General features: G+C 69.7%; 21 protein-coding genes. 12 read left to right on the forward strand and 9 right to left on the reverse strand.

Translation table 11 applies throughout. The annotated features are described in order from the left end of the window. The first annotated feature begins 59 nt into the window (after positions 1 to 59). From ACQ5SO_RS11985 to gltB, 3 genes are all read left to right on the forward strand, one after another. Positions 60 to 494 carry a GFA family protein gene (locus tag ACQ5SO_RS11985; RefSeq protein ID WP_430941835.1) on the forward strand — a complete coding sequence of 145 codons (435 nt, stop codon included), beginning with the start codon at positions 60 to 62 and terminating at the stop codon, positions 492 to 494. Positions 495 to 664: 170 nt separating this feature from the next. Beyond that, complete coding sequence (locus tag ACQ5SO_RS11990; RefSeq protein WP_430941836.1) at positions 665 to 1,144, forward strand: Spy/CpxP family protein refolding chaperone; 480 nt, start codon at positions 665 to 667, stop codon at positions 1,142 to 1,144. A 36-nt stretch (positions 1,145 to 1,180) separates the two neighbouring features. After that, positions 1,181 to 5,716, forward strand: coding sequence for a glutamate synthase large subunit (gene gltB, locus ACQ5SO_RS11995; RefSeq protein WP_430941837.1), 4,536 nt, complete (start codon positions 1,181 to 1,183; stop codon positions 5,714 to 5,716). A gap of 61 nt (positions 5,717 to 5,777) precedes the next feature. Here the strand turns inward: gltB and ACQ5SO_RS12000 are convergent, their stop codons facing one another. After that, complete coding sequence (locus ACQ5SO_RS12000) at positions 5,778 to 6,089, reverse strand: hypothetical protein (protein ID WP_430941838.1); 312 nt, start codon at positions 6,087 to 6,089, stop codon at positions 5,778 to 5,780. A gap of 304 nt (positions 6,090 to 6,393) precedes the next feature. Between ACQ5SO_RS12000 and ACQ5SO_RS12005 the strand changes: the two genes are divergently transcribed. The 4 genes from ACQ5SO_RS12005 to dapB all read left to right on the forward strand — a co-directional run bounded on the left by ACQ5SO_RS12005 (position 6,394) and on the right by dapB (position 10,291). After that, complete coding sequence (locus ACQ5SO_RS12005) at positions 6,394 to 6,954, forward strand: hypothetical protein (RefSeq protein WP_430941839.1); 561 nt, start codon at positions 6,394 to 6,396, stop codon at positions 6,952 to 6,954. 264 nt (positions 6,955 to 7,218) lie between these two features. Then, a complete protein-coding gene (locus ACQ5SO_RS12010; RefSeq protein WP_430941840.1) occupies positions 7,219 to 7,926 on the forward strand; it encodes a glutathione S-transferase family protein in 708 nt (235 codons plus the stop codon). Beyond that, complete coding sequence (queG, locus tag ACQ5SO_RS12015) at positions 7,907 to 9,040, forward strand: tRNA epoxyqueuosine(34) reductase QueG (RefSeq protein WP_430941841.1); 1,134 nt, start codon at positions 7,907 to 7,909, stop codon at positions 9,038 to 9,040. The genes ACQ5SO_RS12010 and queG overlap by 20 nt, the downstream gene beginning before the upstream one ends. 441 nt (positions 9,041 to 9,481) lie before the next feature. Beyond that, positions 9,482 to 10,291, forward strand: a complete 810-nt coding sequence (gene dapB, locus ACQ5SO_RS12020) for a 4-hydroxy-tetrahydrodipicolinate reductase (RefSeq protein WP_430941842.1) — start codon at positions 9,482 to 9,484, stop codon at positions 10,289 to 10,291. A gap of 136 nt (positions 10,292 to 10,427) precedes the next feature. On the opposite strand, the gene ACQ5SO_RS12025 is transcribed toward dapB, so the two are convergent. Genes ACQ5SO_RS12025 through ACQ5SO_RS12035 form a run of 3 tightly spaced genes read right to left on the reverse strand, consistent with a single transcriptional unit; the run spans position 10,428 to position 12,824 of the window. Then, positions 10,428 to 11,066, reverse strand: coding sequence for a Smr/MutS family protein (locus tag ACQ5SO_RS12025; RefSeq protein WP_430941843.1), 639 nt, complete (start codon positions 11,064 to 11,066; stop codon positions 10,428 to 10,430). A gap of 3 nt (positions 11,067 to 11,069) precedes the next feature. Continuing rightward, positions 11,070 to 12,146 carry a murein transglycosylase A gene (mltA, locus tag ACQ5SO_RS12030; RefSeq protein WP_430941844.1) on the reverse strand — a complete coding sequence of 359 codons (1,077 nt, stop codon included), beginning with the start codon at positions 12,144 to 12,146 and terminating at the stop codon, positions 11,070 to 11,072. A gap of 9 nt (positions 12,147 to 12,155) precedes the next feature. After that, positions 12,156 to 12,824 carry a Tim44/TimA family putative adaptor protein gene (locus ACQ5SO_RS12035; protein ID WP_430941845.1) on the reverse strand — a complete coding sequence of 223 codons (669 nt, stop codon included), beginning with the start codon at positions 12,822 to 12,824 and terminating at the stop codon, positions 12,156 to 12,158. Between the two features lie 209 nt (positions 12,825 to 13,033). On the opposite strand from ACQ5SO_RS12035, the gene ACQ5SO_RS12040 reads away from it, so the two are divergent. Together ACQ5SO_RS12040 and secB are read left to right on the forward strand one after the other, a co-directional pair. Beyond that, positions 13,034 to 13,579: an FxsA family protein gene (locus ACQ5SO_RS12040; RefSeq protein ID WP_430941846.1), complete on the forward strand. Its 546-nt coding sequence runs from the start codon at positions 13,034 to 13,036 to the stop codon at positions 13,577 to 13,579. Between the two features lie 167 nt (positions 13,580 to 13,746). Continuing rightward, the gene (gene secB, locus ACQ5SO_RS12045; RefSeq protein ID WP_430941847.1) at positions 13,747 to 14,226 is read left to right on the forward strand and encodes a protein-export chaperone SecB; all 480 of its coding nucleotides are present in this window, start codon (positions 13,747 to 13,749) and stop codon (positions 14,224 to 14,226) included. A 153-nt stretch (positions 14,227 to 14,379) separates the two neighbouring features. Here secB and dnaQ read toward each other — a convergent pair whose 3' ends face one another. Genes dnaQ through ACQ5SO_RS12070 form a run of 5 tightly spaced genes read right to left on the reverse strand, consistent with a single transcriptional unit; the run spans position 14,380 to position 18,001 of the window. Further along, positions 14,380 to 15,084, reverse strand: coding sequence for a DNA polymerase III subunit epsilon (gene dnaQ / locus ACQ5SO_RS12050; RefSeq protein WP_430941848.1), 705 nt, complete (start codon positions 15,082 to 15,084; stop codon positions 14,380 to 14,382). After that, a complete protein-coding gene (gene coaE, locus ACQ5SO_RS12055; protein WP_430941849.1) occupies positions 15,084 to 15,692 on the reverse strand; it encodes a dephospho-CoA kinase in 609 nt (202 codons plus the stop codon). The genes dnaQ and coaE overlap by 1 nt, the downstream gene beginning before the upstream one ends. Before the next feature lie 4 nt (positions 15,693 to 15,696). Beyond that, positions 15,697 to 16,536 carry a shikimate dehydrogenase gene (locus ACQ5SO_RS12060; RefSeq protein WP_430941850.1) on the reverse strand — a complete coding sequence of 280 codons (840 nt, stop codon included), beginning with the start codon at positions 16,534 to 16,536 and terminating at the stop codon, positions 15,697 to 15,699. After that, a complete protein-coding gene (locus tag ACQ5SO_RS12065) occupies positions 16,533 to 17,153 on the reverse strand; it encodes a Maf family protein (protein WP_430941851.1) in 621 nt (206 codons plus the stop codon). The genes ACQ5SO_RS12060 and ACQ5SO_RS12065 overlap by 4 nt, the downstream gene beginning before the upstream one ends. After that, positions 17,150 to 18,001: a pyruvate, water dikinase regulatory protein gene (locus ACQ5SO_RS12070; RefSeq protein ID WP_430941852.1), complete on the reverse strand. Its 852-nt coding sequence runs from the start codon at positions 17,999 to 18,001 to the stop codon at positions 17,150 to 17,152. Before ACQ5SO_RS12070 ends, ACQ5SO_RS12065 begins: the two co-directional genes overlap by 4 nt. A gap of 458 nt (positions 18,002 to 18,459) precedes the next feature. On the opposite strand from ACQ5SO_RS12070, the gene hemE reads away from it, so the two are divergent. The 3 genes from hemE to rho all read left to right on the forward strand — a co-directional run bounded on the left by hemE (position 18,460) and on the right by rho (position 21,383). Continuing rightward, positions 18,460 to 19,491, forward strand: a complete 1,032-nt coding sequence (gene hemE / locus ACQ5SO_RS12075) for a uroporphyrinogen decarboxylase (RefSeq protein ID WP_430941853.1) — start codon at positions 18,460 to 18,462, stop codon at positions 19,489 to 19,491. Between the two features lie 56 nt (positions 19,492 to 19,547). Continuing rightward, positions 19,548 to 19,952, forward strand: a complete 405-nt coding sequence (hemJ, locus tag ACQ5SO_RS12080; protein ID WP_430941854.1) for a protoporphyrinogen oxidase HemJ — start codon at positions 19,548 to 19,550, stop codon at positions 19,950 to 19,952. 159 nt (positions 19,953 to 20,111) lie between these two features. After that, complete coding sequence (gene rho, locus ACQ5SO_RS12085; protein ID WP_430941855.1) at positions 20,112 to 21,383, forward strand: transcription termination factor Rho; 1,272 nt, start codon at positions 20,112 to 20,114, stop codon at positions 21,381 to 21,383. The last annotated feature ends 17 nt before the right edge of the window (positions 21,384 to 21,400 follow it).

Consider the following 21,400-nt stretch of genomic DNA (forward strand, 5'->3'; position numbering starts at 1 on the left):
CCGAACACCCCATCCCCCAGCCGACACGCGCCCGCCGGGCGCGCTGCGGAGCGAGGCATATGACCGACGCGAAGGACATCAGGGAAGGCGGCTGCCTGTGCGGCGCGGTGCGGTTCCGCGCCGACGTCCGGCAGCATGCGTTCAACGCCTGCTCCTGCGCGTCCTGCCGCCGCTGGGGGACCGGCCCGTTCATGGCCGTCCATTGCGTGGACGTCGCCTTCGAGGGGGAGCCCGCGCGCTACCGCTCCTCGGACTGGGCCGAGCGGGGCTTCTGCGCCGCCTGCGGCTCGAACCTGTTCTACCGGGTCCTGTCCTGGGAGGAGACGGAGTTCGAGCTGTCCGTGGGCGCGCTCGACGACCAGTCGGGCCTGAAGGTGACGGGCGAGATCTTCTGCGACAACCAGCAGGGGATCTACGCGCTCGCCGGTCTCGAAAGCCGCCTGACCGAGGCCGAGGCGCTGGCCCGCTTCGCCCCGGCGGAGGACCGGGCGTGAGCGCGGCCCCCGCACGCCGCGGCTCGGCGCTTCAGCAGACTGCGAATTTCGCGCAGAAAGTGCATAAAATCTGCAACATTCCCGCGTCGACCGGGCCTAAGTTCCCTGAACGGATGCTGACACGCGAATTTGGGCGCGTGTCGGTCCTCCATCGAAGAGGGAAACTGCAGATGACCATCATGACCAAGGCGGCCGTGACCGCCGCCGCGCTCGCGCTCGGCCTCTCGACCGCCCATGCGGCCGGGACCTACACGCTCGACAACGAGGCCCGGATCCTGTCCGGCGAGGCGTTCGGGGACGCCGCGCTGGCCGAATCCGCCGGCTACCCGGACCCGGAGCTGGTGATCCAGTGGGCCGCGCGCCTCGGGCTGTCCGACGGCCAGGTCGCCGCCGCCACGCGCATTCGCGACGCCATGATCGCGGACGCCAAGGAAATCGCGCCCGACTACGTGCGGCTCGAGCATGAGCTGCACGCGCTGTTCGAGGGCGGCCGCGCCGGCTCCGCCAAGGTGCGCGCCCTGACCGCCGACATCGCCGAGCTCGAGGGCCGGCTCCGTTTCATCCATCTCGACGCTCGCCTGCGCATGCGCTTCGAACTGACGCGCGATCAGCTGCGAGCCTACAACCGCATCAAGGCCGGCGAGAGCTGACGCCCTCGCCGCCCCCACCTCAGAGGAGGCGCCGCCATGACCAAGTTTGACGCTGAATGGGTCAAGTCCCGCGAGCTCGCGGAGAAAACCCTGGCCGACACCGGCATGTACCTGCCCGAGGAGGAGCATTCCTCCTGCGGCGTCGGCCTGGTCGTGGCCGTTGACGGAACCCCCCGCCGCGGCGTCGTCGAAGCGGGCATCCAGGCCCTCTCGGCGATCTGGCACCGCGGCGCGGTCGACGCCGACGGCAAGACGGGCGACGGCGCGGGCATCCACGTCCAGATCCCGCGCGCCTTCTTCCACGACCAGATCCGCCGCACGGGGCACGAGCCGGGCGACGAGCTGATCGCCGTCGGCATGGTGTTCCTGCCGCGCGCCGATTTCGGCGGCCAGGAGGCCTGCCGCACCATCGTGGAATCCGAAGTTCTGCGCATGGGCCACTACATCTATGGCTGGCGCCACGTGCCGGTGGACATCACCTGCCTCGGCGACAAGGCCAACGCCACGCGCCCCGAGATCGAGCAGATCCTGATCTCCAACGCCAAGGGCCTGTCGGAAGAGGACTTCGAGCGCGAGCTCTACGTCATCCGCCGCCGCATCGAGAAGGCCGCCGCCGCCGCGCAGGTGTCGTCGGGCTTCTACATGTGCTCGCTGTCCTGCCGCTCGGTCATCTACAAGGGCATGATGCTGGCCGAGGACGTGTCGGTCTTCTACCCGGACCTGCAGGACGAGCGCTTCATCTCGGCCTTCGCGATCTATCACCAGCGCTATTCCACCAACACCTTCCCGCAGTGGTGGCTGGCGCAGCCCTTCCGGATGCTGGCGCATAACGGCGAGATCAACACGATCAAGGGCAACATCAACTGGATGAAGTCCCACGAGATCCGCATGGCCTCGACGTATTTCGAGGAGATGGCGGAAGACATCAAGCCGATCATCCCCGGCGGGTCCTCGGATTCGGCCGCGCTCGACGCGGTGTTCGAGGTGCTGGTCCGCGCCGGCCGCTCCGCGCCCATGGCCAAGACCATGCTGGTGCCGGAGGCCTGGTCCAAGTCGGCCAGCGCCATGCCGCAGGCGTGGCAGGACATGTACGCCTACTCGAACTCGGTCATGGAGCCCTGGGACGGTCCCGCCGCCCTCGCCATGACCGACGGCCGCTGGGTGGTCGCGGGCCTTGACCGCAACGGCCTGCGCCCGATGCGCTACGTGGTGACCGGCGACGGGCTGGTCATCGCGGGCTCCGAGACGGGCATGGTCCCGACCGACGAGATGTCGGTGAAGGAGAAGGGCGCCCTCGGCCCGGGCCAGATGCTGGCCGTGGACATGGAGACGGGCCGGATCCTGCACGACGCGGGGATCAAGGACGAGCTGTCGGCGGCCCAGCCCTTCGGCGAGTGGATCGGCAAGGTCACCGACCTCGAGGAAATGGTGCAGGACGCGGAGGAGCCGCGCCTGTTCGACCGCGACGCGCTGCGCCTGCGGCAGATCGCGGCCGGCTACTCGATGGAAGAGCTGGAGGCGACCATCGCCCCGATGGCCGAGGACGGCAAGGAGGCCATCGGCTCGATGGGCGACGACACGCCCTCGGCCGTGCTGTCCGAGCAGTACCGCCCGCTGTCCCACTTCTTCCGCCAGAACTTCTCCCAGGTCACCAACCCGCCGATCGACCCGCTGCGCGAGCACCGGGTGATGTCGCTGAAGACCCGCTTCGGCAACCTCAAGAACGTGCTCGACCAGGACAGCTCCCAGGTCGAGATCTTCACGCTCGAGAGCCCGTTCGTGTCGAACGGCCAGTTCGCGGCGATGAAGACCGCGTTCGGCGACAGCGTGCGCGAGATCGACTGCACCTTCCCCGCGGGCGCCGAGCCGGGCGCGCTGCGTCATGAGCTGCACCGCATCCGCACCGAGGCGGAGGAGGCCGTGCGCGCCGGGATCGGCCACCTGATCCTGACGGATGAGAATGTCGACGCGCGCCGCGTGGCCGTGCCGATGATCCTCGCGACCTCGGCCGTGCATTCCTGGCTGACCAAGCAGGGCCTGCGCACCTTCACGTCGATCAACGTGCGGGCGGCCGAGTGCATCGACCCCCACTATTTCGCCGTCCTGATCGGGTCGGGCGCCACCACGGTGAACGCCTATCTCGCGCAGGAAGCCATCGCCGAGCGGATCGAGAAGGGCCTGCTGGACGGCCCGCTGTCGAAGGCGGTCGCCAATTTCCGCAGCGCCATCGACCAGGGCCTGCTGAAGATCATGTCCAAGATGGGCATCTCGGTGATCTCCTCGTACCGCGGCGGCCTGAACTTCGAGGCGGTGGGCCTGTCGCGCGCCATGTGCGCCGAGTATTTCCCGGGCATGGCCTCGCGCATCTCGGGCATCGGCATCAACGGCATCCAGCAGAAGGCCGAGGCGATCCACGCCAAGGCGTTCCGCGATGGCGGCGAGACGCTGCCGATCGGCGGGCTCTACAAGCTGCGCCGCTCGGGCGAGACCCATGCCTGGGGCGCGCGCCTGATGCACCTGATGCAGACGGCCTGCAACACCGGCAACTATGACCTGTGGAAGCAGTACTCGGCCGGGATGCAGGCGCAGCCGCCGATCCACCTGCGCGACCTGCTGGACTTCAAGACCGACGGCAAGGCGATCCCGCTCGAGGAAGTCGAATCCATCACCTCGATCCGCAAGCGGTTCGTGACCCCGGGCATGTCCCTGGGCGCCCTGTCGCCCGAGGCGCACAAGACGCTGAACGTCGCCATGAACCGCATCGGCGCGAAGTCGGACAGCGGCGAGGGCGGCGAGGATCCGGCGCATTTCGAGCCGGAGCCCAACGGCGACAACCCGTCGGCCAAGATCAAGCAGGTCGCCTCGGGGCGCTTCGGCGTCACCGCGGAATACCTGAACCAGTGCGAGGAGCTGGAGATCAAGGTGGCCCAGGGCGCCAAGCCCGGCGAGGGCGGCCAGCTGCCCGGCATGAAGGTGACCGAGCTGATCGCGCGCCTGCGCCACTCGACCCCCGGCGTGACGCTGATCTCGCCGCCGCCGCACCATGACATCTACTCGATCGAAGACCTCGCGCAGCTGATCTACGACCTCAAGCAGATCAACCCGCGCGCCAAGGTCTGCGTGAAGCTGGTGTCCTCGACCGGCGTCGGCACCATCGCGGCGGGCGTGGCGAAGGCGAAGGCCGACGTCATCCTGATCTCGGGCCACAATGGCGGCACGGGCGCGTCCCCGCAGACCTCGATCAAGTACGCGGGCCTGCCGTGGGAGATGGGGCTGACCGAGGGCCACCAGGTGCTGTCGCTCAACCACCTGCGCGACCGCGTCACGCTGCGGACCGACGGCGGCCTGCGGACGGGCCGCGACATCGTGATGGCGGCGATGATGGGCGCCGAGGAGTTCGGCATCGGCACCGCCGCGCTGATCGCGATGGGCTGCATCATGGTGCGCCAGTGCCAGTCCAACACCTGCCCGGTGGGCGTGTGCACGCAGAAGGAAGAGCTGCGCGCCAAGTTCACCGGCGATGCGGACAAGGTGGTGAACCTGATCACCTTCTACGCGCAGGAAGTGCGCGAGATCCTGGCCAGCCTCGGCGCCCGGTCGCTCGACGACGTGATCGGCCGCGTGGACCTGCTCTCCCAGGTCTCCCGCGGGTCCGAGCATCTGGACGATCTAGACCTCAACCCGCTGCTGGTGAAGATCGACGAGGGCCGCTCGGTCGTCTTCGACCGCACCCGCCCGCGGCAGGAAGGGCTCGAGACCCTCGACAGCCAGATCGTCGAGGACGCCAAGCCCTTCTTCGACAAGGCCGAGAAGATGGAGCTGTCCTACACGGTCGAGAACACGCTGCGCTCCATCGGCGCGCGGGTGTCGAGCCATATCGTGAAGCGCTTCGGGATGCGCAACGATCTGCAGGAAGGCCACCTGACGGTGAAGCTCTCGGGCTCCGCCGGCCAGTCGCTGGGCGCCTTCGCGGCCCCGGGCCTGAAGATCGAGGTGTTCGGCGACGCCAACGACTATGTCGGCAAGGGCCTCTCCGGCGGCACCGTCGTCGTGCGTCCGCCGCTGAACACGCCGCTGCGGGCCGAGGACAACGTGATCATCGGCAACACGGTCCTCTACGGCGCGACCGGCGGCAAGCTGTTCGCCAACGGCCGGGCGGGCGAGCGCTTCTGCGTGCGCAACTCGGGCGCGGCGGTGGTCGTGGAAGGCGCGGGCTCCAACGCCTGCGAATACATGACCGGCGGCGTGGCGGTGATCCTGGGCGCGGTTGGCGACAACTTCGGCGCGGGCATGACCGGCGGCATGGCCTATGTGCTTGACGAGGCGGGCGATTTCGAAGCGCGCGCCAATGCCGAGACGCTGGTGATGCAGCCCATCGCCTCGACCCATTGGGAAGAGCAGCTGCTGGGCCTGATCCGCGAGCACGCGGCGCAGACCGGCTCGCCCAAGGCCAAGGAGATCCTGCGCAACTGGGACGACGTGCGGGGCAAGTTCCTGCAGATCTGCCCGAAGGAGATGCTCAAGCGCATCCCCCACCCGCTGACCGAGGGCGCGGCGAAGGCGACCGCCTGATCCCCGGATCCGCGCAGACAGGACAGGCCCCGCTTCGGCGGGGCCTTTTCCATTTCGGCCCTCAGCCCACCGGGCGCTGGCGCAGATGCACGAAATGCACCCGCGTCGCCGTCAGCGGCCCGTCGGGGACCAGCAGGCGCAGCTCCAGGCGCGGCCCCGCCGCGTTGCAATGGTCGATTTCGGCCAGCGCCCGCCCCTCCGCCTCCGCCGCCCAGGTGATCCAGGCGCCCGACGCGCTGGCGAGATAGCGCGGCAGCGGCCCCGCGGGTCCGAGCGCTTCCGCGAGCGTGGAGCCGGGCGGCAGATCCACGATGCGCGCGTGCGGCGCGTCGATGTCGTCGCCCATGCAGACGCTGTCCCGGGTGAATTCCACGCGCATCTTCGCCCCCCTGCCCCGCCGAATCAGCCCCGGCGGCCCCTGCGACTTAGGTCGAATTCAGTACGACCTTTGAACGACGTCGAAAAATAACATTGCAACTCGTGAATTCAACCCTCGATATTTCTGCGTTATCCGGCGAAGAAATCCGAATATTTATGGCCCTGATATATCGATCAATTCCGTTACTTCGTACCAAGGCGCCATGTCCGCGCCGCGCCGCGCCGCGCTATGCCGGTACGCGTTCCGGGTCGGCGCTCCGCCGACCCCCCGCGTTCCACATGCCCCGAGGCGCCTGACCATGACCCACCGCATCGCTTCCGCCCTCGTCGCCGCTGCGCTCGCGGCGCCCCTCCTGGCGCTCTCCGCCGCCCCGGCCGCCGCCGAGGCGATGGATGACGCCAAGCCCGCCGCGAAACCCGCGAAGAAGGAGAAGCGCCCCTATACCGAGGCCGTCTCCCGCTCGCGCGAGGAGATCGAGGCGATCCTGGCGGGCGAGGAATGGGGCGATGATTCCGTCGCCGGCGCCTATGGCTATCCCAGCCCCGGCCGGGTGATCCGCTGGTCCGGGCGGCTGAACCTCAGCCCCGGCCAGCTCGACCAGGTCTACGAGATCCACGACGACATGGTGATGTGGGCGAAGATGATCGCGCCGAAATTCCTCGACGCCGAGGCGGAGCTGGAGGAGCTGTTCCGCTCGGGCCGCACCACCCCGGGGATGATCCGCAAGCTGACCGAGGAATCCGCGGCGCTCGAGGCGCAGCTGCGCGCGATCCACCTGAGCGCCCGCGCGAAGATGCGCTCCAAGCTGACGCGCGAGCAGATGCGGGCCTACGACCTCTTCGTCTCCGGCGAGGGCTGAGGCGCACCGAGTACGGGGCGGGCGCCGGCCCCCCTGTCAGCCGCGCGGTTCTCCCATCCGCCCGCCTGTTCGTCGGCGCTCCGGGTCGTCCCCGTCGCCCCCGCATCCCCCCGGATGCGGGGGTCTTTCTTGCATCTTTGCATCGGTCGGCGGCGCGCGCCCCGCCCTGCCCGCCCGCGCCGCCGCGCCCGGTTGCATCGCCCGCCGCGGCGCCGCATCGTCGGCCCATTCCCGTGACTTATTCGCGACAGGGCCGTTCCGCGCATGCGCCGTCTGCACCACATCCCCCTCTCCCCGTTCTGCCGCAAGGTCCGCCTGGTGCTGGCCGAGAAGAAGGTCGAGGTCGGCCTGGTGGAGGAGACGCCCTGGGCCCGCGAATACGACTTCCTGCGCCTGAACCCCGCGGGGCGGGTGCCGGTCTTCGTCGATGACGGCGGCACGGTGGTCTCCGATTCCGCCGCGATCATCGAGTATCTCGAGGACACCCGCCCGGACGTGCCCATGATGCCCGCCATGCCCGGGCCGCACGTCACCTCGGACGAGCGCCGCGCCATCGCGCGCCAGCGGGCCGAGATCCGGCGCCTCGTGGCCTGGTTCGACGACAAGATGCACCGCGAGGTCACCGCCAACCTGCTGGACGAGCGGGTGATGAAGAAGGTGAAGGGCGGCGGCTATCCCGACAGCGCGCGGGTGAAGGCGGGGCTGCGCAACATCGCGACCCATCTCGACTACATCTCGTGGCTGCTGGAGCGGAACGAGTGCCTGGCCGGGGATCGCCTGACGCTCGCCGATTTCACCGCCGCGGCGCACCTGAGCTGCCTCGACTATATCGACGTGGTGAACTGGGGCTCGGTCCCGCTGGTGAAGGAGTGGTACGCGCGCATCAAGTCGCGGCCCGGCTTCCGCTCGCTTCTCGCCGACCGCCTGCCGGGGATGCGCCCGCCGGACCATTATGACGACCTCGACTTCTGACCTGCGGAGCGTGGCAGAGGCCGAGGCGAAGGCCGCCGGTTTCGCCGCCTTCGGAATCTGCGGCCCCGACGCGATCCCCGGGGCCCCTGCCCGGCTGCGCGAATTCCTCGCCGCCGGGCGCCATGGCGACATGGGCTGGATGGAGGACCGCGAGAGCTGGCGCGCCGATCCCGCCGTGCTGTGGCCCGAGGTGAAGTCGGTCATCATGCTGGCGGATGAGTATGGGCCGGACGAGGACCCGCTGGCGGTGACGCGGATGCCGGATCGCGGCGCGGTCTCGGTCTATGCGCGCGGCAAGGACTACCATGACGGGGTGAAAAAGCGCCTGAAGCGGGTGGCCCGGGCCATGGTCGCGGCGGCGGATGTCGGGGTGAAGGTGTTCGTCGACACCGCGCCGGTGATGGAAAAGCCGCTGGCCGCGGCGGCGGGGCTCGGTTGGCAGGGCAAGCACACCAACCTGCTGTCGCGAGAGCTGGGGAACTGGTTCTTCCTCGGCGCCATCTTCACCACGGCCGAGCTGCGGCGGGACGATCCGGGGACGGCGCATTGCGGCGGCTGTCGGCGGTGCCTCGACGCCTGCCCGACCGCGGCCTTCCCGGCGCCGTATCAGCTCGATGCGCGGCGCTGCATCTCGTACCTGACCATCGAGCTGAAGGGGCCGATCCCCCGCGGGATGCGCGCGCCGATCGGCAACCGGATCTATGGCTGCGACGATTGCCTGGCCGTCTGCCCGTGGAACAAGTTCGCGAAATCGGCGTCCGACATCGCCTATGCGCACCGGGCGGAGCTGCGTCGCCCGCGGCTGCGGGACCTGGCGGAGCTCGATGATGCGAGCTTCCGAGAGGTGTTCTCGGGCAGCCCGATCAAGCGGATCGGGCGCGGGCGATTCCTGCGCAACGTGCTGATCGCCATCGGAAATTCCGGGGATGCCGACCTGGCCGAGAGCGCCCGGCGGAGGCTGTCGGACGCGGACCCGCTGGTGCGCGGCGCGGCGGTCTGGGCGCTGGGGCGGCTGATCGGCCCCGCGGCGCTGCGGACCGAGGCGCCCGCCCTGCCCGACCCCGATCCCCAGGTCGCCGCGGAATGGCGTTTGTCGATGGCGGGCGCCGGTTGATCGGCGTCCGACGCTGACTGCAGTGCGAGGGTGATCGGAGGGGTGATTGGGCGGCGCCTGCCCCCAGGCGCCGCCCCTGGGCCTGTCCCGGAGCGTCCCGACCGCCACACACCGGCCGGGGGCTTCGACGGGATCACGCCCGCCCCGACGACGGGCCGGGAGGGCTGCGTCGCCGGGAACTGCAAGATCGTGGGCGAACCGGACCGCCCGGGTTTGGGGGGTGTGCCTGTGTGACAGAAGGGCGGCCCGGCTCGCACGCAGGACCCTCGGGCCTTGCGCACCCGTAGGAACGGGGCGCGTACAGAAAAGTTTCAGGTTTCGCCCCATCACTCGTTCGTGATCGCGCGGCGGCCCGCAGGGCGGCTGTCGCGGCCCATGGACCCGCCCCGCGCGCGGGGCTAGTCTGCGCCGAATTTCGCCCAAGCGCCGAGGAGATCCGCCATGTCCGCCATTCCCGTCACCGTCGCCGGCTGCTCCGGCCGCATGGGCCGGATGCTGATGAAGGCCGTGATCGACAATCCCGACACCCGGCTCGTGGGCGCGACCGAGCGCCCGGGCTCCGAATGGGTCGGCAAGGACGTGGCCGAGATCCTGGGCGGCGCCCCCACGGGCGTGCTGGTCGAGGACGACATGCTCGAGCCCGCCGCCCGCTCGCGCGCGATCCTCGATTTCACCTCGCCCGCCGCGACGCTGGCCCATGCGACGCTGGCCGCGCAGGCCCGCTGCGTCCACGTGATCGGCACCACGGGGTTCGAGAAGGAGGACCTCGACCACCTCGCCGCCGCCGCCCGCCACGCGGTGATCGTGCGCGCCGGGAACATGTCGCTGGGGGTCAACCTGCTGACCCAGATGACGAAAAAGGTCGCCGCCGCGCTCGACGCCGACTGGGACGTGGAGATCGTCGAGATGCACCACAACCGCAAGGTCGACGCGCCCTCGGGGACCGCGCTGATGCTGGGCGAAGCGGCGGCGGAGGGCCGGGGCGTGAGCCTCGAGGAGATGCGCGACAGCGGCCGCGACGGGATCACCGGCGCGCGCGACAAGGGCCGGATCGGCTTCGCGGCGCTGCGCGGCGGCGACGTGGTGGGCGAGCACGAGGTGATCTTCGCGGCCGAGGGCGAGCGCATCACCCTCAAGCACATCGCCACCGACCGCGGGATCTTCGCCCGCGGCGCGGTGAAGGCCGCGATCTGGGGCCAGTCCCAGAAGCCGGGCGAATACGAGATGATCGACGTGCTCGGGCTGCGTTGAGGCGTGAAGCTGATGTCAGGCGCCAGTTGATTCGCCAATGTCGGACACTGACGACCGCTGACGGCCGCCCTGCCCCGGGCGGCCGTTTCGCTTTGGAAACGTTGGAATAATCAGCGGCGGACGCCGGTTGCGCGCCTCAGCGGTTCTTCGAGAGCTGGACGTAGAACGCCCCCTCTCCGCCATGGGTGATATGGGCCGGGTAAACGCCGGTCACGAAGCGCGCCAGCGCCGGTTCGCGCAGCCAGCGCGGCGCCGCGTGGCGCAGCACGCCCCGTCCCTCGGGCAGCCAGTGGGCGTCCTCGGGCGCCCGCCTGCGCCCGCCCTTGCCCGTGATCACAAGCACGAAACGCAGCCCCTGCCCATGGCTGCGGCGGATGAAGGCGGCGAGCGCCGAATGCGCCCGGTCGGCGGTCATCCCGTGCAGGTCGATCCTTGCCTGCGGGCTGCGCTTGCCGCGTTTCACCCGCGTCGCGGTGCGCCCGTCGAGGCCCCGCGCCGGGTCGAGCCCGTCAAGAATGTCCGGCGCGCTGTCCAGCGCCCAGCCGGGCCGCGCGCGCCCCTCGGGGCGCACGGCGCGGGCGGCGGCGGCCTGGGGGCGCACGTCGGGGGCCGAGACGGGATGCGCGCGCTCGCCCCCCGGCGCGGGCGCGGCGGGCGGCGGGGTGCGCCCGGGGGCCGAGGGCGCGCGCGGCGCGGCGCGGGTGACGGTCTTCGCCACCAACGCCCATACCTCGCGGTCGGCCTCGGTCAGGCCGCGGGACTTGCGCCGCGCCATGGCTCAGCCCTCCAGGCCGAGGCGGCGCAGCGCGGTGCGCGGGAGCAGCAGCACCATCCGCCCGGCCCCCGCCATTTCCCCGGCCACGCGGCCCGCATCGGCGCCGCCGCCGAAGAACAGGTCGGCGCGCTGGGGGCCCTTGATCGCCGATCCGACGTCCTGGGCGGCGAAGAGGCGGCGAATGGGGCCGAAACTCGCCTGCGTCTCGATCCAGACGGGCGCGCCGAGGGGCACATGCGCCGGGTCCACGGCGGCCGAGCGCAGCGGCGTCAGCGGCACGCCGAGCGCGCCGACCGGGCCGGGCGCGTGCTCGAGCTCGGGCGCCAGCTGGAAGAAGATGTAGGACGGGTTGCGGTCGGTCAGGCGGCGCGCGGCCCCGGGATTGGCGCGCATCCAGGTCTTCATGCCTTCCGCGGTCAGCTGGCTGCGGGGGATCAGCCCCTCGTCCCGCGCGATCTTGCCGATCGAGACGTAATCGCGCCCGTTGCGCCCGGCATAGCGGACCCGCAGGCGGCGCCCGCCGGGCAGGCGCAACCGGCCCGAACCCTGGATGTGGAGGAAATAGTGCTCGGCCGCGTCGTCGAGCCAGGCGATCTCCAGCCCCGCGCCATCCAGCGCGCCGGCGGCGATCTCGGCCCGGCTCGGGGCAGGGCCGCCGGGCAGGGCGTGGAGGGGGAAGCGGAAGCGGTCGTCGGGAGCGAGGGCGGCGTCGATCTCCGGCTCGTAATAGCCGGTGAAGAGCGGCGCGCCCGACAGCGCCACGGGGGCGAAGCGGGTCTCGAGGAAGGCGCGCGCCGCGGCGCGGGAGGTCGCGGCCGCATCCGCGCCGCCGGCGCAGGCCTGCGCCCAGTCCCGTTCCGTCACGCCAAGGCCGGGGCGGACGGATCCGCACCCGGCGAGGAAGGCCCGCAGGCCCGCCTGGTGGTCATCGTCGCGCCAGCCGTCCAGCGCGGAGAAGGGAAGCGTCTTCATGGGGGCGCCTTGGCCGACCGCGACGGCGGGGCCGCATCCGGCCACCAGCCCCGCAGCGGCGATCAGGCGCAGCGCGGCGCGGCGGCCGTTCTGGTCTGGCCGGGCCACGGGGCGGCCTCAGCCGCCGGTGGCGGTCAGGATCCAGTTCGGGTCCGAGGACCCCATGCGGCGGGTGAAGGTCCACAGGTCGGTCTGGCGGCGCACCTCGGTCGGGTCGCCCTCGACGATCTCGTGGTTCACGTTGCGCACGACGCTGACCAGCTCGCCGGTGAAGCGGATCTCGATATCCGCGTCGCCGGTCTCCTCGGTGAAGATGGCCGAGAAGATGCGCGCGTCCTTGATGCCGACGAAGCGGGCCTCGACGGTCAGGCCCTCGGCCTTGCGCGCGTCGATGGCGGCGGCGAAGCTCTCGTAAACGTCATCGGCGAGGAGCGGGCGCAGGGTCTTCTTGTCGCCGTTCTCATAGGCCATGAGGATCCACTCATAGGCCTGCCGGGCGCCGCCCAGGAATTCGCGCGGCGAGAAGCCCGGCTCGGCCATCGCCATGCGGCGCAGGGCGGCGGCGCTGTCGGCGTCGACGCCGGGGATGTCCTCGACCGGCTCGGGCTCGGCGCTCGGTTTCTGGCCGCCATCCACGACCACGAAATCGGGCCGCCCGCGCGCCTTTTCGGCCGCCGGATCGATCCGGGTGGGGTCTTCGAAGCCGGTCCGCGTGCCCAGCGTGTTCTTCAGCTTGGCGAACACGAAGATGGCGATGGCGGCGAGAAGAACAAGTTCGATCATCATTCGCGGGCTCCGACAGCGCTCCGGGCGGGGGGACTCGGGCAGGATGGGATGCCCCCGGAGCGAGATGATAAGGTTGGCGGACGCGAATGGCGAGGCCGCCTTTGGATCGCTATGTAGGAGGGCGACGGGGCCTCGTCCATGCGCAGGCCCCGCGTCGCCGCGCCCCGTACGCAAAAGCCGGGCGCAAAAGGATAGGGAGTCCTGCCGATATGCCGTTGTTCCTGCTGCTCGTCATCGTGCCGATCATCGAGATCGCGCTGTTCATCGAGGTGGGGGGCGCGCTGGGGCTGTGGCCGACCATCGGGATCGTGATCCTGACGGCGGTGATCGGGACCGCGATGCTGCGCGGGCAGGGCGCCTGGGCGATGCAGGACCTGCAGCGGAGCCTGTCGGGGCAGGGCGACCCGGGCAAGGCGCTGGCCCATGGCGCGATGATCCTGGTGTCGGGCGTGCTGCTGCTGACGCCGGGCTTCTTCACCGACGCGGTCGGCTTCGCGCTGCTGCTGCCGCCCGTGCGGCTGTGGCTGATGAAGACCGTGGGCAAGCGGGTGCAGATGCAGGGAAGCGTGCACATGCAGGGCTTCGGCGGCGGGTTCGGGCCCGGCCCGCGCCCCGAGGGCCGCGCCACGCGCCCGCCCGAGGGGCCGCACAACCCCGCCCATGACCAGGGCGCCGACATCCAGGACGCCGAGTGGGAAGAGGTCCCCCCGCCGCCCGGATCGAAGCCCAGCGGCTGGACCCGCCCGCCGGAATAAGCCGCGGCGGCGCGGACCGGGCGGTTTCCCGCCCCCGCGCCGCGGTTTTCCCCGGTTTCCCGGCCCGCCGCGCCCGCCCGCCGCGGGCGGGGCGCATTGCGGGGCCGGGCCGGGCGTGCTAGCCCGATGCCGACGCATTCGCCCATTGCATATATGGAGCAGGACCCATGGCCGACGCGAACGCCGCCCCGGTGGCGCCGAAGATCAACATCATCTCCCAGTACATCCGGGATCTTTCGTTCGAGAACGCCGCGGCCCAGCGGCAGGCCAACCCGGGCGAGAAGCCGGAGATCAAGGTGGGCGTGAACCTCGACGCCAAGCCGGCCGGCGAGAACCGCTTCGAGGTGATCCTCAAGGTCAACGCCAACGCCTCGGCGCCCTCCGGCCCGCTGTTCCTGGTGGAGCTCGAATATGCCGGCGTGTTCCAGGTGGAAGGCGCCCCGCAGGAGCTGCTGCACCCGATCCTGCTGACCGAGTGCCCGCGCCAGCTGTTCCCGTTCGCCCGCCGCGTGGTGGCCGACGTGACCCGCGACGGCGGCTTCCCGCCGCTGATGCTGGACATCATCGACTTCATGCAGATCTACCGCGCCGAACTGGCCAAGCGCCAGGCCGCGGGCCAGGCCCAGGGCCAGCCCGTCGCCAACTGATCCGGCCGCAGATCGCAGGAAACAAGACGCCCGCCGGAGGGGATCCGGCGGGCGTTTTTCGTGCCCGGGTCCCGCGCGCCGGGGCGGGGCAGGGACTCGCCCCGCGGCGCGGCGCTTGTGATCACACGGCCCGGCGGGCCCGCGGCGGGGCGCTCAGCCGGTCTTTTTCCACAGCGCCGCATCGCCGAGCTTCTCGACGAAGGCGGCATGGGCCTCGGCCTCCGCCTCGGTCAGCAGGGACCGGCGCGGGCGCGGGCGCGGCGGCGGGGTCCAGTCGGCCGAGGCGCCGACCGCCCCGCCCCCCTTGGCGCCGCCCCCGGCATCCAGCACGAAATCGGGCTGCTTGCCGCCGATCAGCTCGAGATACACCTCGGCCAGGATCTCGGAATCCAGCAGCGCGCCGTGCAGCGTGCGGGCCGAGTTGTCGATCCCGAAGCGGCGGCACAGCGCGTCCAGCGTGGCCTGCGCGCCGGGGAATTTCTTCTTGGCGATGGCCAGCGTGTCGATCGCCTGCTCCATCGGCAGGGGCGGCAGGTTGAGCCAGCCGAACTCCGCATTCAGGAACTTCATGTCGAATTTCGCGTTGTGGATCACCAGCTTGGCGTCCCCGACGAAATCGATGAAATCCTGCGCGATCTCCCGGAACACCGGCTTGTCCGAGAGGAACTCCTCGGACAGCCCGTGCACGCCGAAGGCCTCGGCGGGCATGTCGCGCTCGGGGTTGATGTACTGGTGATAGGTCTTGCCGGTGGGCAGGTGGTTCCACAGCTCGACCCCGCCGATCTCGACGATCCGGTCGGGATGGGCGCCGAACGGGTCGAAGCCGGTGGTCTCCGTATCCATCACGATTTCACGCATCAGGCGGTCCTTTCGCGGATCTCGTCCAGCACGGCGCGGACCTGATCGCGCGCCGCCTCCAGGCCCTGGCCGGTGTCGATGACCCAATCCGCGCGCCCCCGCTTCTCGGCGTCCGGGGTCTGGCGCGAGAGGATCATGTCCAGCGTCTCGGCGGTCATGCCGGGGCGGGCCAGCACCCGTTCGCGCTGCACATCGGCAGGGGCGGAGACCACGGCGACGCCGTCGAACGCCTTGTCGCCGCCGGTCTCGTACAGGATCGGGATGTCGCAAAGCGCGATGGGCGCGCCATTGGCCTCGGCCTGCGCGAGGAAATCGGCCCGGTCCTCGCCCACCAGCGGGTGGACGACCTTCTCCAGCAGCTTGACCAGAGACGGGTCCTCGGTGACGGCGGCGCGCAGGGCGGCGCGGTCGACGGCGAGCGTTCCGTCCACGGGGCGCACCGCGTTCGGCGCGATCTCGGCCACCGCGGGGACCGCGGCGCCGCCGGGGCCATAGAGGCGCGCGACGGCGGCGTCCGCGTCCCAGACCGGCACGCCTTCTTCCGCGAACATCGCGGCGGTGGTGGATTTGCCCATGCCGATGGAGCCGGTCAGCGCCAGTTTGAACATCCGCTCAGCCCTCCAGGACCGCGCGGCGCAGCTCCTCGTCGACCTCGGCGGGCTTGCCGAACCAGGCCTCGAAGCCCGGGCGGCCCTGGTGGAGCAGCATCCCCAGCCCGTCGACCCAGCGCAGGCGGCGGCTCTCGGCCTCTTCCAGCAGCGGGGTTTTCAGCGGGGAGTACACGATGTCGGTCACGAGGCAGGTCTTCGGCGCGCGCTTCAGGGACAGGTTCAGCGCCGGCTGCCCGGTCATCCCCAGCGACGAGGTGTTCACCACCGTCGCCACGCCGTCCAGCACGTCGTCGAGATGCAGGAAGTCCACCACCTTCACCTTGGCGCCGTATTGCTGGGCCAGGAACTCGGCCCGCGAGCGGGTGCGGTTGGCGAGGCGAATCTCGGGGCAGCCGTCGGACAGCAGCGCCGAGATGATCGAGCGCGCCGCGCCCCCGGCGCCGATCACCAGCGCCGGACCATCCGCCCCGCGCCAGCCGGGCGCGTTCTGGCGGATATTCTCGAGGAACCCGTAGCCGTCGGTGTTGTCGGCGTAGATCGACCCGTCCTCGCGGAAGGTGATGGTGTTGGCGGCGCCGATCAGCGAGGCGCGGTCCGACACCTTGGTCGCCAGCTTCAGCACCGCCTCCTTGTGGGGCAGGGTGACGTTCACGCCGCGGAACCCGAGCAGCGGCAGCGCGCGGATCGCCTGTTCGAGGTCGCGCGGCTCCACCCCCATGGCGACGTAATCGCCGTCGATCCCGTTGCGGTTCAGCCAGAACCGGTGCAGCTGCGGCGAACGGCTGTGGGCGATGGGCCAGCCGATGACGCCGGCGAGGGGCTTGCGTTTGTGCTCGCTCATTCCGTCAGGCGCCCCCTTGCGCGCAGGTATCCAAGAACTTCCAGAAGCGGCAGGCCCAGGACCGTGAAGTAGTCTCCCTGGACCCGTGCGAACAGCTGCGCGCCGAGGCCTTCGAGATGGTAGCCGCCTACGCTGTGCAGCACGTCCGGCCCCGCGCGGTCAAGATACTCCGCGATGAATGTCTCCGTGAAGGAGCGCATGACCAGCTGCGCGCGGCCCACGTGACGCCAGACCGGGCGGCCGTTCTCGGCGATCACGGCGGCGGAGAGAAGCTCGTGCGGGCGGTTCTGCAACCGGCGCAGGTGCTCGGCGGCCTCGTCCCGGTCGCGCGGCTTGTCGAACATCTCGCCGCCGCAGACCAGCACCTGGTCGGCGCCCAGCACCAGCGCCCCGGGCGCCTTGGCGGAGATCTTGAGCGCCTTGAGCTCGGCCAGCGCGTCGGCGATGTCGCGCGGGGCGGCGTCCTCGGCCTTCAGCGCGGCCTTCACCGCGTCCTCGTCCACCCGGGCGGGCAGGGTTTCGACGGCGACGCCCGCGGCGCGCAGCATGTCCGCGCGCGCCTTCGAGGCGCTGGCCAGGATGATCGGGTCTGCGCCGGTCGCGTCGCCCATGCTCATGCCGCGCCCTCCGGGTTTTCACCGCGCTCGGTCGCGTCAAGGTCGTCGCGCATCAGCGCCATGATCGAGGCGGCGGTCTCCTCGATGCTGCGGCGGGTGACGTCGATGGTGGGGATGCCGAGCCGCTCGAAGGTCATCAGCGCCTCGGACACCTCCTCGCGCACGCGCGGAAGCTCGGCGTAGTCGATGCCCTTCTCGGAGCCGATGACCTCGAGCCGCTGGGTGCGGATCTGCGCGAGGCGCGTGGGCGAGGCGGTCAGGCCCACCGCCGGCACCCCGGCGGCCAGCGCATCGTCGAGGCCCGGGGGCAGGGGCGCGCCCGGCACCAGCGGCACGTTGGCCGCCTTCACCCCGCGCACGGCGAGGTAGAGGCAGGTGGGCGTCTTCGAGGTGCGCGAGACGCCGAGCAGGATCACGTCGGCCTTTCTCAGCCGGTCCGCGGTGGCCCCGTCATCGAGCGCCATGGCGTAGTCGATGGCGGCCACGCGGCCGAAATATTTCGCGTCGATCTGGTACTGTTTGCCCGGCCGGTTTCGCCGCGGGGCGCCGAGCCGGTCGCGCACCGCCTTGAACAGCGGGTTCAGGAGCGGGATCGTCTCGACCCCGAGGTCGTCGACCCCGGTCACCAGCCGGTCCGACAGCTTGCTGTCGAGCAGGGTGTAGACGACGGGCCCCGGCTCCTTGCGGATGGCCTTCACGGCGGCGTCGATATCGGCGGCGCTGCGCACGAAGACATGCATGCGCAGGGTGATGTCGGGATTTTCGAACTGGCTGAGCACCGCGTTCGCGGCGGCGGTCGCGGTCTCTCCGGTCGAGTCCGACAGGAGATGCAGCACGTGGCGGTTCAAGGCGGGTCCCCGGGATAGTCGTTATGGTTTTGGCGGGACTCTAACGGCTCCGGCGCATGTGGATAACGGGGATGTTGGGCGCCGAACGCCCGGTTCGGCGGTTATGTGGCCCAAACGCAGCATCGGCGCCGCGAGTCCTCCACATGTGCACGGAATCCGAGGGCCGCCCGCGGGATATGTGGACAAATCCACGCTTCCTTCACCGTAACGCTTCGTTCAGGAAATGCGGCGCAGACTCCATTTTAGCGAAAATTCGCAAGATACTGATTTTTAACAGAAAAATTTCTGATCTTGCCTTTTCAGATCTCGGATTTGACGTAAACGCTTCTCCGGCCGCCGATTCCTTCTGTGGATAACTGCGTGGATGACGGGTGAAGCGACGGTAATCCCCGTTGACCCGGGATACCTACAACCTCCACAACCAATCGGAAATCCGATCTCCCCTCGCTGGAAACGACATGACTGACACGAAGCTCCTGCTCCGCGCGCTCGCCGGAGAGACCCTGCCCACGCCCCCCGTCTGGCTTATGCGGCAAGCCGGCCGCTACCTGCCGGAGTACCGGGCGACCCGGGAACAGGCGGGGAGCTTCCTCGACCTCTGCTACAACCCCGAACTCGCCATCGAGGTCACGCTGCAGCCGATCCGCCGCTTCGGCTTCGACGCGGCGATCCTGTTCGCGGACATCCTGCTGGTGCCCCAGGCGCTCGGCTGCGATCTGAAATTCGTCCAGGGCGAGGGCCCGCGCCTGTCCACCATCACGGACGAGGCCGGGGTCGACGGGCTGGCGCCGGTCGAGGGCATCCACGACACGCTCAGCCCCGTCTATGAGACGGTGAAGGGCCTCTCCGAGGCGCTGCCGAAGGAAACGACGCTGATCGGCTTCGCCGGGGCGCCCTGGACCGTGGCGACCTACATGGTCGCCGGGCGCGGCACCCCGAGCCAGGAGCCCGCGCGGCGCATGATCGCCGAGCGGCCCGACGCGTTCGGCCGCCTGATCGAGCGCGTGACCGAGGCGACCATCGCCTACCTCGAGAAACAGGTCGAAGCGGGCGCCGAGGTGGTGAAGATCTTCGACAGCTGGGCCGGTTCGCTAAACTGGTCGGACTATGAACGTTACTGCATCGCGCCGAACCGCCAGATCGTCGAGGCGCTGCGCGCCCGCTGGCCGCATCTGCCGATCATCGGCTTCCCGCGCGGGGCAGGGACCGGCTACGAGGCCTTCGCGGAGGCCACCGGCGTGTCCGCCGTGGCGCTCGACAGCTCCGTGAACCCCGCCTGGGCGGCGGAGCGGCTGCAACCGAAGCTCTGCGTGCAGGGCAACCTCGACCCGCTCGCCATGGTGATCGGCGGCGACTTCCTGGTGAACGAAACCCGGAAGATCGTCGACGGCTTCTCGGGCGGGCCCTTCATCTTCAACCTCGGCCACGGGATCACCCCGGACGCCGATCCGAAGAATGTCGAGCTTCTGCTGAACACGATCCGGGGGTGAGCCTGATGCAGGACTTTCTGCGCGACTGGCACGATGTCCTGAAGGCCATCCATATCATGGCCGTGATCACGTGGATGGCGGGGCTGTTCTATCTGCCCCGCCTGTTCGTGTACCATGCCGAGCGCGCGACGCCGGGGTCGGAGATGTCCGAGACCTTCAAGGTCATGGAACATAAGTTATTGAAATATATAACTAATCCGTCGTCCATCGTGACCTGGGTGTTCGGGCTTCTGATGCTGTGGTCGCTGGGCTGGGACTACCTGGTCGACAATCACTGGCTGCAGATCAAGCTGGTGCTGATTTCGGCGATGACCTGGTTCCACCACAAGCTGGCGAAGTTCACCAAGGACTTCGCGGCGGATGCCAACACGCGTTCTGGTCGTTCGTACCGGATGTGGAACGAGATGCCGACGCTGCTGATGCTGGTGATCGTGCCGCTGGCGGTTCTGAAACCCTTCTGAGCGACAATTATTTGACAAACCCGCCCCGGCGCCGCATGGTCCTTGCCACCGCGCGGCCCGTTCGGGCGCTTCTGTCTTCGTGCGGTTTCCAATTCCCCCCACCTCCGCCTGATCACGCGCTCTCGCCCTGTTCAGGCCCAGACGGGTTATGCATTCCGCATGGACAACCAGGAACTGAAGCTCTCCGAGCTGAAGGCGAAATCGCCGTCGGAGCTGCTCACCTTCGCCGAAGAGCTTGAGATCGAGGGCGCCACCGCGCTGCGCCGGCAGGACATGATGTTCGCCGTTCTCAAGGAACTGGCGGATCGCGACGTCGAAATCTCGGGCGGCGGCGTGCTCGAAGTGCTCCAGGACGGCTTCGGCTTCCTGCGCTCGCCCGAATCCAACTACCTGCCGGGGCCGGACGACATCTACGTCTCCCCCCAGCAGATCCGCAAACACTCGCTGCGCACAGGCGACACCGTCGAAGGCGTGATCCGCGCGCCGAAAGAGGGCGAGCGCTACTTCGCCCTGGTGAAGCTGGCGGTGCTGAACTTCGATGACCCCGAGGCGGCCCGGCACAAGGTCCACTTCGACAACCTCACGCCGCTCTATCCCGACCAGCGCCTGAAGATGGAGATCGAGGATCCCACCATCAAGGACAAGTCGGCCCGCGTGATCGACCTGGTGGCCCCCATCGGCAAGGGCCAGCGCGCCCTGATCGTGGCGCCGCCCCGCACGGGTAAAACCGTGCTTCTTCAGAACATTGCGCGCTCCATCGAGGAGAACCACCCCGAGTGCTACCTCATCGTTCTGCTGATCGATGAGCGCCCGGAGGAGGTCACGGACATGCAGCGCTCGGTGAAGGGCGAGGTCGTGGCCTCGACCTTCGACGAACCGGCGACCCGCCACGTGGCGGTGTCCGAGATGGTGATCGAGAAGGCCAAGCGCCTGGTCGAACACGGCCGCGACGTGGTGATCCTGCTCGACTCGATCACCCGCCTCGGGCGCGCCTACAACACCGTGGTCCCCTCGTCGGGCAAGGTGCTGACCGGCGGCGTCGACGCCAACGCGCTGCAGCGGCCCAAGCGGTTCTTCGGCGCCGCGCGCAACATCGAGGAGGGCGGGTCCCTGTCGATCATCGCCACCGCGCTGATCGACACCGGCTCGCGCATGGACGAGGTGATCTTCGAGGAGTTCAAGGGCACCGGCAACTCCGAGATCGTGCTGGACCGCAAGGTCGCCGACAAGCGCGTGTTCCCGGCCATCGACATCCTCAAATCCGGCACCCGGAAAGAGGACCTGCTGGTCGAGAAGAACGAGCTGGCGAAGATCTTCGTGCTGCGCCGCATCCTCAACCCGATGGGACCGGCGGATGCGATCGACTTCCTGATCGGCAAGCTGAAGCAGACCAAGACCAACGGCGATTTCTTCGATTCGATGAACACCTGAGGCCGCACGGGCCATGC

Source organism: Rhodovulum sp. DZ06 (assembly GCF_050586345.1).
In the GTDB taxonomy this organism is placed as follows: domain Bacteria; phylum Pseudomonadota; class Alphaproteobacteria; order Rhodobacterales; family Rhodobacteraceae; genus JBOCEF01.